This window comes from Streptococcus mitis (assembly GCF_013305725.1).
Taxonomy (GTDB): Bacteria; Bacillota; Bacilli; order Lactobacillales; family Streptococcaceae; genus Streptococcus; species Streptococcus mitis_BO.
Genome location: NZ_CP047883.1, coordinates 305,344 through 317,821, shown reverse-complemented (window position 1 = coordinate 317,821; position 12,478 = coordinate 305,344). Strand labels below are relative to the sequence as shown.

General features: G+C 28.9%; 14 protein-coding genes and 1 pseudogene. 1 reads left to right on the top strand and 14 read right to left on the bottom strand.

Going from position 1 to position 12,478, the window contains the following annotated elements; translation table 11 throughout:
• Positions 1 to 19: 19 nt before the first annotated feature.
• Positions 20 to 1,237: a tyrosine-type recombinase/integrase gene (locus M594_RS01640; protein ID WP_173875789.1), complete on the top strand. Its 1,218-nt coding sequence runs from the start codon at positions 20 to 22 to the stop codon at positions 1,235 to 1,237.
• Positions 1,238 to 1,750: 513 nt separating this feature from the next.
• Here the strand turns inward: M594_RS01640 and M594_RS01635 are convergent.
• The 14 genes and pseudogenes from M594_RS01635 to M594_RS10185 form a co-directional block, all read right to left on the bottom strand.
• Positions 1,751 to 2,503, bottom strand: a pseudogene (locus M594_RS01635) (ATP-binding protein); the annotation flags it as partial.
• 58 nt (positions 2,504 to 2,561) lie between these two features.
• Entirely contained in the window at positions 2,562 to 3,332 is a 771-nt protein-coding gene (locus M594_RS01630) for an ABC transporter permease (protein ID WP_173875788.1), read from the bottom strand.
• A 34-nt stretch (positions 3,333 to 3,366) separates the two neighbouring features.
• A complete protein-coding gene (locus tag M594_RS01625) occupies positions 3,367 to 4,338 on the bottom strand; it encodes an ABC transporter ATP-binding protein (RefSeq protein WP_173875787.1) in 972 nt (323 codons plus the stop codon).
• A gap of 15 nt (positions 4,339 to 4,353) precedes the next feature.
• On the bottom strand, positions 4,354 to 5,148 hold the full coding sequence (locus tag M594_RS01620; protein WP_173875786.1) for an ABC transporter permease: 795 nt from the start codon (positions 5,146 to 5,148) through the stop codon (positions 4,354 to 4,356).
• 58 nt (positions 5,149 to 5,206) lie between these two features.
• Entirely contained in the window at positions 5,207 to 6,253 is a 1,047-nt protein-coding gene (locus tag M594_RS01615; RefSeq protein WP_173875785.1) for an NUDIX domain-containing protein, read from the bottom strand.
• Positions 6,237 to 7,037, bottom strand: a complete 801-nt coding sequence (locus M594_RS01610) for a phosphotransferase (protein WP_173875784.1) — start codon at positions 7,035 to 7,037, stop codon at positions 6,237 to 6,239. Before M594_RS01610 ends, M594_RS01615 begins: the two co-directional genes overlap by 17 nt.
• Before the next feature lie 295 nt (positions 7,038 to 7,332).
• On the bottom strand, positions 7,333 to 8,013 hold the full coding sequence (locus tag M594_RS01605) for a hypothetical protein (protein WP_084930093.1): 681 nt from the start codon (positions 8,011 to 8,013) through the stop codon (positions 7,333 to 7,335).
• 18 nt (positions 8,014 to 8,031) lie between these two features.
• Positions 8,032 to 8,292, bottom strand: coding sequence for a PqqD family protein (locus M594_RS01600; RefSeq protein WP_158086604.1), 261 nt, complete (start codon positions 8,290 to 8,292; stop codon positions 8,032 to 8,034).
• A gap of 2 nt (positions 8,293 to 8,294) precedes the next feature.
• Positions 8,295 to 9,278: a hypothetical protein gene (locus tag M594_RS01595; protein ID WP_084930091.1), complete on the bottom strand. Its 984-nt coding sequence runs from the start codon at positions 9,276 to 9,278 to the stop codon at positions 8,295 to 8,297.
• Positions 9,268 to 9,870, bottom strand: coding sequence for a RuvB-like domain-containing protein (locus M594_RS01590; RefSeq protein WP_084930090.1), 603 nt, complete (start codon positions 9,868 to 9,870; stop codon positions 9,268 to 9,270). Before M594_RS01590 ends, M594_RS01595 begins: the two co-directional genes overlap by 11 nt.
• Positions 9,833 to 10,741, bottom strand: coding sequence for a thymidylate synthase (locus M594_RS01585; protein WP_084930089.1), 909 nt, complete (start codon positions 10,739 to 10,741; stop codon positions 9,833 to 9,835). Before M594_RS01585 ends, M594_RS01590 begins: the two co-directional genes overlap by 38 nt.
• Positions 10,716 to 10,997 carry a hypothetical protein gene (locus tag M594_RS01580; protein ID WP_084930088.1) on the bottom strand — a complete coding sequence of 94 codons (282 nt, stop codon included), beginning with the start codon at positions 10,995 to 10,997 and terminating at the stop codon, positions 10,716 to 10,718. Before M594_RS01580 ends, M594_RS01585 begins: the two co-directional genes overlap by 26 nt.
• A gap of 187 nt (positions 10,998 to 11,184) precedes the next feature.
• Positions 11,185 to 12,231, bottom strand: coding sequence for an S-adenosylmethionine:tRNA ribosyltransferase-isomerase (locus M594_RS01575; RefSeq protein ID WP_173875783.1), 1,047 nt, complete (start codon positions 12,229 to 12,231; stop codon positions 11,185 to 11,187).
• Positions 12,221 to 12,442 (bottom strand): helix-turn-helix domain-containing protein, encoded by a 222-nt coding sequence (locus tag M594_RS10185; protein WP_368039306.1) that lies wholly within the window; start codon positions 12,440 to 12,442, stop codon positions 12,221 to 12,223. Before M594_RS10185 ends, M594_RS01575 begins: the two co-directional genes overlap by 11 nt.
• Positions 12,443 to 12,478: the final 36 nt, after the last annotated feature.

The window sequence follows — 12,478 nt, the reverse complement described above, 5'->3', positions numbered from 1 at the left end:
AATTAAAAAGGAGAATACTATGTCAATTACAAAAACTAAAAATGGAACTTATCGCTTACGAATCTATATTCCTGAGGAAGTTAAGTCTTCACTAGGTGTTGATAAGAAAGTGATTGAAAAACGGTTCAAAACAAGGAGTGAAGCAAAAAAATACGAACTAGAACTTCAAAACAAGATTGACAAAATTATTAGTGGAGAATCAGCCTTACTAGAAAATAATGGTTCTATACTCTTTTCCGACTTCTATAAAAACGTTTGGTGGGAATCCTACAAAGCAGGACAAACCACTTCTACAACTAAGCCACCTTCTCAAGCTACCATAACTGGTACAGAAATTGCCTTTAGAAAACATATCTTACCTATGCTTGGTAACTACTCTATTGAGTTTCTCAATCAAAATAAACAAGTTGTTTTAAATCTATTAACTCAAAAGGCTGAAGAATATGCAAATTTCAAAGTTATCAGGAGCTACGTTAATTCTATCTTTGACTGGGCGGAAGAATTAGAATACATCGAAACAAACCGCCTATCTAAAACAATAAGTCGTATCAAAGCCACTAAGAAAATCAAGTTGCAAGAATCTAAAAAAGATGAAGATTTATACCTATCTCAAGAAGAACTTCAAGCATGGTTTACAGCTTTTGAAAAGGATTTAGATACTGGAAAAATTCTATTCAAAGACTATGTTTTGTTTTATACCACCTTTTTCTTGGGAGATAGAAAATCAGAGAGCTACGCTTTACAATGGAAGCATATCAATACAAGTGATCAGGAAATTCAGTTAGTACAAGCTTTGGATAAATACAAAAATCCAAAGTCTACCAAAGGGAATAAAAAGACAACTTTCCGAATTCCCATTGAATTGACTAACTTACTTAAAGAATGGAAAAAACAGCAAAAAGATGAACTAGCAAAATTTGGAATTATCCAATCCAATGAACAGTATGTCTTTACTTATATCGATATGAAGGGTAATGTTAATAGCCCTCTACACTCTGACTATCTTAATAATAAAATGAAATCTGTCAAACGTCGTCATCCTGAACTTAAGCATGCTACACCTCATAAATTACGACATACAGGGGCAACATTAGCAAAACAGGCTGGAACATCTATTGAAGCTATATCTGAGGCTCTAACCCATAGTGACACGATTACAACAAAGACTTATGTCAATACTTCGAATATCATTCCAATGGCTGTTGGAGAGATTGCTTATCGCAATCTTAAAAAGTAATGGTGTGAATTTGGTGTGAAAAATGGTGTGAATTTTGCTAAAAATCATCAAAAAAACACCCCATGGTGTGAACCATGAAGTGTTGTAAATGCTGTATTGTAGCTGATTCTTAACGTTTAGAGAACTGGCTAGCTTTACGAGCTTTCTTAAGACCTGGTTTTTTCTACATCATGATATTTATGGTAAATTATCACTAAAATCAAGTAATTTTAAGAGATAAATCCTCAATCTTTACATATATAACCCTTTTAAAAATTGAGAGGTTATCAAAGGGTTATCACTTTTAGTTTTCGGAGCTTATGTAGTTGAGAAACAACGATTTATTTTTCTTCGTTTTTCTTCGTTTTTCTTCGTTTCGTTACTTGTTGTAAAATGATGTATAATAAAAATCACATTCCCATACAAACAATTGAATTGCAAAACTATAAAGCAAATAAATTTTATGAATTTAAAAGTAAGCTTACTTTTAAATTCACTAATTAGTAACTATGTTTTCTTCGTTTTTCTTCTTTTTTATTTCATTTCTAATTTATAGTATTGACTGCGATCTTTCGTACTTGTCCCATACCATGTTAAAATGCCTTTTGTTTTCAATAATTTGGACGAGTAAGAAACACTCCTACCTAAGAACTCTGCTACTTTTTTAGTTGTCATAGGTTCTGCTGTATTGTACATATACTGTATCAATAGTTTTTCATCAACACTTAAATCACTATAATCTCTAAGTTTACTTTCCAAAGAATCACGCGTTCTCAATGTTCTACTTGTAATACTGTTTTCTAATGTTAAAACTACTTTGTTACCTGGTTCAGAGTAACACGGTTCATGGAGAAAAGCAGATTCCATTTCAGAATAGATTCGTTTTACTCCCTCATTCATTTCTCGGACCCATCCAAATTCAGTTAAGGTACGAGCGATACGCGGATTTCTAGAAAAACGTTCATGTCTTATATTCTCAACAGTTACAATATTCGGTAGTTTTCCTGGGCTATGAATCTCTAAACGATTATCAAACATCAATACCCTGATATGATCTCCGTATACTGAATAATTCCTGTGGGTTACTGCATTTACAATTCCTTCAAACCAGGCAAATTCAGGATATTCTGGAAGTATCTGAAATCTACCATCACTATCTAGATACTGAAACTCTCGTAGCTGGGTTCGAATAAAATCTCTAACTTTAACAATTAATTTAGGCAATGCATCATCAAACGTTACTTCCTTAATAACATTAAATTCACTTCCTGTACCTACATCTACCCCATAATTTACTCACTATTGTAATGTCCCTTCTGCAATATCTAACATTATTAACACCAAATTAAACCACATCAAAACTTCCATGCTTCTTCATGTGAGATTCACCAATTCTTAAAATGATATTAGTCAGTAAAAAACAAACAATATTTATACCGATGAGCAAATAAAAATTTAAACTATAAAATTTATTGAAAAGAAGCATATCTCGTAAATAAATAATAGTATAGCTAACTGGAAATAAACTTCCAATAAATTTTACCAATTTTGGAGAAATAGATAAAGGGACTTTAGCACCGCTAAACGTATCTTGTGAGCCTTCTAATAATACATAAACTATAGTAGCATCTCTCATAACAATGCAAATACTACTCAAAAAGCTAGTCCAAATCCATGATGAAGTAATTAAAATAATGGTTGCTAATAAAATATGAAAGATCGATTTTAATGAAAAATCTATATAAGCAAAATTACCAATTACAAAAATAACCATAAAAAACCATGACTGACTAAAAATCGATGAAAATGTCCGGGCGTAAAGCCATAGAATTTTTTTCAGTGGAGCAATAAAAATCTGACTTAGAGTCCCCTGATAACGTTCTCCCCCCAGTCTCCAAGCACTCTGAAAAGCATTAGAAAAAATAATATAGGTACAGTATCCTATAAAAATAAAATAAAATAGCTGCTCCTCATTACTTAAGTCCAAAATTTTTAAATCTGAAATCGGAAATGCTCCTATATTATAATAAACCTGGAGTAGCGAAAAAATTGGCCATAATATCATTGAAAAAAAATAAAAAATATTGGTACTATCATTGAAGAGGGTTCTTCTCATTTCACTCCTAAATATGTTAAAAAAACAAAGCAACTCATCTCCTCTCTAAATGCAGAACTACATCTTCTAGTGAAGGCTCCGTGTGTTTTATTTCAATAATATCTATATTCCTTTCGTATATAGTCTTTATTACACTTTGAACTTTATATTTTAGTAACGAAAATTTTATCAATGTAAGATTTTCTTCTTTCCTATACTCTAATTCTGGAAATAAATCTCTCAACCGTTTAATCTCCATTGAATTCCATTGAAATTGAGGTGCAAGTGTAATATGTATCTCTGGGGCTAATTCTAATTTGTCAAAAACTTCGTCTTTAGTACCAGAAATGATGATTTTACCTTTCTTTAAAAAATAGATATAATCACAGAGTTCTTCTGCCTCAGCCATATAATGTGTAGTTAATAAAATACCCGTATTCCGCTTAATCGCTATTTCCTTTAATTTTTTACGTAATTCATGAGCGACACTCACGTCTAAACCAAGAGTTGGTTCATCTAGGAATAAATACTCTGGATCATTTATTAGACCCTTTGCAATCTGTAAACGCTGTTTCATTCCCTTTGAGTATTTTTCTACAGGAATATCTTTACTGTTCCATAATCCTAATTCTATCAACAGTTTTTCTATTTTAGGTAATGCTTCCCTCTTTGAAATTCCGTACAAGGATGCAAAATATATCAAATTTTCAACTGCAGTCAATCTCCAGTATAAATTTTTCTCTCCCCCACTAATAATATTAATTTTTTTCCTTGTATTTTTTAAGTTTTCATTGATATCTACTCCATCAATTAAAATTATACCCGTATCATTCGTTAAAAGTGTTGTCAGCATTTTTATAAGTGTCGTTTTACCAGCACCATTTTCTCCCAGTACTCCAATAATTTTTCCTTTTGGTAAAGATAAGTTTACATTTACTATAGCTTTTTTTATTTGCTTTTCATACTGAAATAAGCCTGTTCTTTTTTTAAAAGTATAATTTTTTGATATATTAATTGCTTTTAACATAATTATCTCCTAAACTCAATATGAAATATAACTTACTATCTTTTGTTCAATTTTTTTATACACCAAAAGCCCTACAATAAAATATACTACCGAAATTAAAATACCTTGTAAAAAATCAAAATTATATATATTAAAATGAGAAGTATTAAAAAATAAGTTTCTAATAGCATCAAGCGAATGAGATAAAGGAATCATTTTACTAATTTTTTGCAAAAAACTAGGTAGCAATTCTTTTGGAAAGGTAATCCCTGAGACTAAAAAAATAATTAAAAACAATGTATTTTGGGTTATGAAAGTATCACGAAACCATAACATGATATTTGATAAAAGCGTTCCCATTGAGAAAGAAATCAACGATACATATAAAAAACAAATAATTAAATTTAATAATGAAATACTTTGCAAATTGGCACCTAAAAAAAACGCTATTGAATACGAAGAAAGAAATTCAAGAAAAGTCCTTCCTAATTGTTCAAAAAAGATTCCAAAATAGTACTTCACTATACTATACGGTGACACTAACGTGCTTTCTAAAGTACCTTCTCTAACTTCTGTTATTAATGCTCGACCTACATTCATTAAAATAGCTATTGATACATTATAAAAAATTAACCCAATTGCAGCATAACTAAAGTAATCTCTATACTCTATTACGTTATTTACCTGTATTTTATTATCAAATAAAAAATTAGACACTAACCAGAGTCCTAGAAGTTTAAATCCAATATCTAAAATACGATTAAAAAATAAAGTTATAGGAAAATATCTTACATACATTTGCCAATTTCTTCTTATAATAGCAGTCAGCATATTCACTCCTTATATTTTTACCAAAACTATAATTTTAATTATAGTACACTAAAACATTTTAGAGGATCTTTGAATTTAAAATTTTGTAATCAAGGCCTTTTTTTTCTAAATCTAAATATAAAGTATTTGTATTTTTTGAATTAGAAATAATCAACTTATGGTAGTCTGTTAAATTTGTAATATTTCCACTTATCACATCTGCTAAATTAAACCACTTACAATCCATTCCTGGTTCTAACATTGTTATCTCACCACAATTTTTAGCCTCAACCAGATAAAAGAAACATATGGCTTGACTAGTTTGTTGAATTTGAAAAGAAACGACACTTGACAAAGCTAATATTTCAACTTCTAATCCTGTTTCTTCAATTGTTTCACGCTTTACAGCTTTCAAGAGGTCTTCCCCAATATCTACATGACCACCTGGAGGAATCCAGATATTATGCACACTTGATGTAGGTGCATTTTTCTTAATAAGACATACTTCATCTTTATCTTCATTTAAAATAATGGCAGATACTTGAATCTTAATTAATGAATTACCATTCCCTTTCAATAATTCACTTATAAACCTAGAATATTTCCCAACTCTATTAAACTTTTTTTCTGGAATATCAACGCTAACTTTCTGTAATGATTCTCGTGTTCCCTCAATTTCTAATTCAAAATCTTGTTTATCAAAGTAAGTATTCCTATCCAAACAATATAAAATTGAATCTTTTTCTTTAATTAGTCTCTGTGTCTTTAGCAATCCCAAATAAAAGATTTTCTTTTTGGGGATTAAAACATTTAACTTTTGCTCTACCTTTTTAGGGAATTCTCCACGCAATACTGCTTCCATAAATTCTATTCGACTTATTAAAAAATCATTTTCTTCTGACTCAATTACGTCATTAATTGAAATTTTTCTCTTTATAGTTAGAATCAGATTATTCGCCTTTTCTCTGATTCTAAGAGTTATCCCCCTTTTTAAAAGTGAAAAATCTAAACTATCAAAATAGTAATTAAGCTGTTCTTGAATTATTGCACCTTCAAAGTGACTTTTACTAAGAGCGTAATACTCATCACTTGTAAGCAAATATTTCTTCTCAACTTCTACTGACACTTAAGTCCCCCCCTTTCTTTTTATTTAAATAATTATCACAAAATTCAATTAATTTTATTCTCTCGGATATAATTTCATTATAATAATCTAGAGTAATTCTCACGATGTATTTCTCTGGAAAATCTGATTTTAGTAATTCAAAAAGTAAAAACCTAATTGATTCTTGTAAACTTATCTCTACTATACCAGCTTCCAGAAACTTACTATATAAAATTTCAACTTCACAATTATTAAAATTAGTGTACAGAACTATATATTTAATCACTTCTACTTCTCTTACTCCGAGTCTTAAATATTCAAAATCAATTACACTAAAATTATTCGCAGTTATAATTACATTCGGTGGTCGTAAATCACCATGTATCATGCTAAAATGTTGACTGATTGCGTTGGTTTTATAATTAGGAAAACCAATACTTGTTTCTAAAAAAAAATTCTTATAATAATCAAGCTTTGCATAAAAATCTTTGAAAAATATAACCATTTCACTATACTCGATTCTCCGACTACTTGCCTCAACGAAGTATTGTACAAAAATTAGATATTTAAACACTCTTATATATATATTACCCTTGTTAGTTTTTATCAAATTCGGAGATAACTTATATTTTGCAAGTTCATTTTGAAATACTATAGTGTCAACCTTCGAAGATGAGAAAATTTTTAGCAAAATTTTGTTTCCTGTTTTACTATTTTTGAAAATATAGACGACATTCATATTTTCAAGTCGCTCAATAAATTTGATATCGCTTAGACCATAATATATATTTAATAAGAATTTCACACATAGTATCTTAAATTTCATTATTAATATTCAATATCACAAAAAAAGCAGAGAGGTGAACTGTAGATTATAAAACTTTAGAGCCATAAATACATTGTTAATTCAATACTAATAGTCTAGCATCAAGAATATATTTCATATTGATTTTTATTAGCTTTAACCATCCGTAATCCTGTTCAAATCTCTACTTTAAGAGTCAAGATATTAACGAAGAATTGTAGAAGCACTCAATTTAATATCTTTTACGATAGGTTTTTTATAAGCCATAATCCTCACCTCCTTTCAATATGAAAATTTAAAATTCTAGGATTTTTTTTGAATCAGATAATATTTTACTTATGCGTTCAGGTAAAATTGTATCTGACTCCAATTCAATCCTTAATTCTTCATAGTAAGAGCAATCCGTCAGATTATCAAAATATTTGAATAACCACTTTTTCTTGAACTGAGGTTTTCCTATTCTGGCTAAATATGTTGCAACTGACATTTGTAATGCCTCTAATGAGAGTATAAAGGCATCTAAAAAATTTTTCCCATGAAACATTTTAAATGCATCTTCATACAATGCTAGAAAAAGTTCATTATAATATTGAGCTGCAATTTTAGAAATAACATCAATTGTAGGTAATTCTATATCATTGAGATTGAATTGCTGACTCTTGTGACCTCGTTCTAGCCTGTAAAACAATTTTAAATCTTCATCTAGTCCTTTATACGCTAATCCATGCTTTGCAAACTTATCAATATTTTCTAATTTTTCTTTTAGATTATTTAATCCAATATATTCAATATCTACAGGGATGCCATTGAAAGAAAAATTTTTAAAATTTTTTTCTTCATCGCAAATACAATATGCATCAATATCAGATAAAGATGTACCTAAGCCATCCATTTCAGATTTCCAAATTACTATATTTTTTTCTGATACTAAATTTGATATTTCTTTAGTAATTAAAGTGTAGTCATTATTACACATATAAATTCTCCCTATCTTTTAATTTTTTATCTCTATAAGACCCTCAGAAACCAGTATTTCAATCATTTCATGTAAGTCTTGTCTAACTATATCTAAATTCTCATTATATAAATTCGATAAGTTAATAGCAATATCTTCCAAACTGTATTTTTCAATACTATTCCAAATATATAATGAAACATCGTTAAGCAAGAATGTTCGATCACTCAATAAATTTAGTAGAAAATCCTTATCTGACGACGAATGCAGTACTGCGGATAAACTTTTTTTATAGTTCAAAATTAAACCACCTCTAAAATGGAATTGAATTCTGTTCTATCAACTGTTTCTTTAAAACACCTAATAGAGTCATTATTTATTTTATCAAGTATAGTTTTGTACTCCTCAGTATTACTATGAAATCTATCTGCAAGGAGTATAAACAATAAATCCTGAGTATATGGAGTGAAATTATTGTTTATATATTCAATCTCATTGTTTAATCTTTTTGATACTTCTACAATATCCCAAGTAATAACACGATTAATTGCATCAGAAAATTCTTCTCGATAGCTTTTTAAACTTGAAGAGAAATCATGATTTAGAGATAAATCAACTTTTTTTAATAATCTACAGCTATCTAATAATTTTTCAGTTCGTTCTTTATCACGTTCCGAAATAAAGATTGAGTGAGTTTTTAATATTAAACTACCTGCTTTAACACCTAGCCAATGACTCATTAATGACAGTAATGAAGAGTAAATAAATAAATCAGAATTCGTATACTCCAATAAGTGAGAGCCTTTATATGTAAGCTCTACATTTAAACGCTCCTCTCTATAATAAAAATGTACGTAAAAAGTACAATCAATATTATTATTATCATTTGCCTTCATAAAGCAAATAGCATCTGGTGAAAAAATATCATCCTTTAAAAAACCATAACTTCTTTTTATTTGATTACCGTATAAAGTATACAAGCGTTCACCTACAGTATTTTGATAAAACCCATCATCTGAATATCTCAGGTACGCACTTTTATATTTTTTTAAAATATACGCATCTGTCCTGCCGCTTAAAGAAAATAATGTGTGCACAATATTATAATTTAATTCTGATTTACTAAACATCATATTAATGAGATTTCCATGAGATATCTCTACACTATTATTGAAAATTTCAATTTTATCAGAAATAGCTGAATAGGGTACTTTCTGCTTTTGAGATCCATTAAGTAACTCCTCTAAATAAAATATGTAAAAATCTAATATAGTTTCAAATTTCATTTTTATCTCCTAATATTCCTAGTGCAGATTGTAATAATCTTTCCTCAGATTCTCTACCATCTAATCGATAATATTCTAAATTATTTAAGTATCTAGCATATAATTCTTTGGCAATTTTTAAATTTTCTAAAGTTTCTTTAGGCGTTTGTTGCTCATTCCTTTTAATAACTCTACTAAAAGCTATCTTTGGCTCTATATCGATATACATTGTGATTTTAGGCTGTATAAGGAGCTCATGTAATCTATCTACCAAGGTGTTTGTAATTGATAAATTAGAATAAACTTTATTGCAAGTCATGTACCTATCAATAATTACATAATCATACTGTTCCAATGCTGGTTTTAAAATTTTTTCAGAAAAATAAACCATTTCTAATGCCCATAAACAGCCTCTAAAAATTTCGGAAAACTCTGCCCATCTATTTGTATTGTATTTACGACAAATAGAATCTAGTTCTTTAAAAAATATCTTAGATTGATTCAAAGGCAAAAAAATAGAATTACTTCCTAAATTTTTGGAAAGATTTTTGGATAATGTAGTCTTACCAGACCCATCAATACCGCATATATATATCAGTTTTCCGTTCGACATTCTTTTCCCTACTATACCTATAATTTTCTAGCTCTGTCTTAATTTTTTGAAAATCTGAGTCCATTAATAAATTTAAATTATGATTAAAAGTTTTATTTTTTCTTATAGATTCTTCTAAATCAATTATCTCACTAAAATTTTTAAATATTGAATCTGATTTGTTAAATATTGCCGTCTCATGAGGACTCATTTGAGATATCTCTTCTATTTTTTTAAAATTACGCTGGTATACATGTAAACTTCCTACATAATGATAATAGCATCCCAAGTCTACTCCAAGTTGATACGCTATATACTCTTGAAGCATTGTAAAAGAAAAAATATCATATGGTAGACCTAAAAAGATATCGTTTGATCTCATATTTGTAATAAGGTGTAGCTTATTATTTCGAATTAAAAATTCTAAAGAAAGAGTACATGGGATATCTTTACTTTCCTTACCAAGATCATCTGCACTATATAAGGGTATTACAGCACGCCGAGTTCCTGTATCATTCTTTAAAAGCTGGATTAAGTCATCAATTAGGGGTACTATTTTGGGACCGTATGCCCCTTGAAGTATTGAACCATCATCTGAAAACTTTGCCATACTCGGAGCATAATACTCGATTTCGGATAAATCATTGCTCCCTCGTAAATACCATAAAAATTCTCCTATGGCATAATAAAGTTTAAGATTCCTAGCAGAGTTCTCTAAAAATCGTCTTTTGGGCTCCGTTAGAACAATACTAACGCCAATTAATTCTTTTACTGCCATCCCTCTTGAAACAATATGTTGCCCATTATCTTCAAGCAATTTACATAACTTAACATATAGCGAATCAATATTATTTTCACATAGATTATTAGTAAGAATGGTTTTTGTTTTCATCTTTGAATATAATTCTTTCTGAAATAAAATAATTTTGAACTTTTTCTACATACTCTAATGAACAGTTAATTGAAATTCCTTTATGATTTGAAAAGACTTTAGCAATATCATTTAAATTATTCAGACCATTATAACTTAACAGAATAAATAAATAGTCTTTCTGCAATGAAAAATACGTATCATCTGAGTATCGATGCAATACTTGATATCCATTATCTTCTGTAATATCTATATCGTGACTAATTTTATATGCCATAAATTCCTCCATAAACAACTTCAATGAAAAAATTTGATATTTTTTTCATTGAAGTTAAAAATTTGAATTCGGTTAATTATTTAGTTGCATTGCAACAGGCAAGCAAATCACTTGCTTTATTAACCAATTCTTTCAAAGTTAATTTTTTCATTTGATCACCTCCTTTCCATGAACTATAATTATTGGATTACATAAATAATAAATTAGCATCTCCAAACTCATAGAATAAATACTGCTCATCTATTGCATGTCGATATAAATTCATAATATTTTCCGTGCCAATTACTGCTGCTGATAACGCAAGGCGACTAGTCATTGAACCGTGAAAATTTGTAATTAATGCATCCGTGATTTTGAAGTTGTAACCTGGATATATATATAAATCAGTATAATTTTTTAATGGAGATACAATTTTAAAATTATCATACTCACAGCTTTCCAAAGTCCTTATAACAGTCGTACCCACGGCAAATATTTTGTTTCCATTTAATTTAGTATCTCGAATTAATTCTGCAGTTTCTTCTGGTATTTCGTAGTATTCTTTGAAAACGCTATGTTCTTCAATAAATTCTTCAAAAATTTTTGTATCAACTGATGCACAATTTAAAGTAATATATCCAATTTTTACGCCTTTTTTTCTTAAAGCTCTTAAAATTCTATTAGAAAAATGTCGGTTAGCAGCAGGATTTTCAAATGAACCTAATTTATTAGCAATTCCATTTTGATAATAAGCAATGGACCACTTTTTTCTCGTATAAATAGACCTTACAGCTTCACCATGTACTAGGAGATAATCATATAAGTCTTCTTGTGAACAATTAAAACTGCACAAAAATTCCTCACCATTAATATTTTTATCTACTGTAACATTTATTTTATCGCTAAGAAAAAATTTTTCTGATATGATTCCATCCTGTAAATCTGACCTAATTCTGATATAAATTACATAACCTTCTTCATTTTTTGTTTTTATATGAAACTTTACTTCCCCATATTTTTCAGAGTACGCATAAAATATAGGAGAGACTGTCTTACTATTATTTAGAATAATCAAATCTCCTGGATTAATGTAATTATGAAAATTCAAGATATAGTCATCAATAATTTTATCTGAATTTTTAAATCCAATAATCAATCTTGAACTATCTCGACTCCCTGACATAAGTTCTACTGGCTCCCGAGCAGCTAATTCAACCGGTAATTCATATTTCAATTTATTTGTGTCATTTAGCATGATTTCCTCTTTCTAACGTTAGACTAATAACATAGTCTGTAGTAACTTCTAATCTTTGACAAATATAATACAAAAGATATACTGAGGGATAAGAAGTATTATTCTCTATTCTAGATAATTGCTTCCGGCTACACAAATTCTTATAAATATATTTTTGAGTTAATCCTTTATTAAGTCTTAAATTCCTCAATACATAACCTATACCATCCATTTCTTCACATCCTTCAGATATCTTGATTTTATTATC

Coding starts and splice junctions, on each gene's coding strand:
- M594_RS01640 (WP_173875789.1), top strand. CDS start 20: ATGTCAATTACAAAAACTAAAAATGGAACTTATCGCTTACGAATCTAT.
- M594_RS01630 (WP_173875788.1), bottom strand. CDS start 3,332: ATGAGAAGAACCCTCTTCAATGATAGTACCAATATTTTTTATTTTTTT.
- M594_RS01625 (WP_173875787.1), bottom strand. CDS start 4,338: ATGTTAAAAGCAATTAATATATCAAAAAATTATACTTTTAAAAAAAGA.
- M594_RS01620 (WP_173875786.1), bottom strand. CDS start 5,148: ATGCTGACTGCTATTATAAGAAGAAATTGGCAAATGTATGTAAGATAT.
- M594_RS01605 (WP_084930093.1), bottom strand. CDS start 8,013: ATGTGTAATAATGACTACACTTTAATTACTAAAGAAATATCAAATTTA.
- M594_RS01595 (WP_084930091.1), bottom strand. CDS start 9,278: ATGAAATTTGAAACTATATTAGATTTTTACATATTTTATTTAGAGGAG.
- M594_RS01590 (WP_084930090.1), bottom strand. CDS start 9,870: ATGTCGAACGGAAAACTGATATATATATGCGGTATTGATGGGTCTGGT.
- M594_RS01585 (WP_084930089.1), bottom strand. CDS start 10,741: ATGAAAACAAAAACCATTCTTACTAATAATCTATGTGAAAATAATATT.
- M594_RS01580 (WP_084930088.1), bottom strand. CDS start 10,997: ATGGCATATAAAATTAGTCACGATATAGATATTACAGAAGATAATGGA.
- M594_RS01575 (WP_173875783.1), bottom strand. CDS start 12,231: ATGCTAAATGACACAAATAAATTGAAATATGAATTACCGGTTGAATTA.
- M594_RS10185 (WP_368039306.1), bottom strand. CDS start 12,442: ATGGATGGTATAGGTTATGTATTGAGGAATTTAAGACTTAATAAAGGA.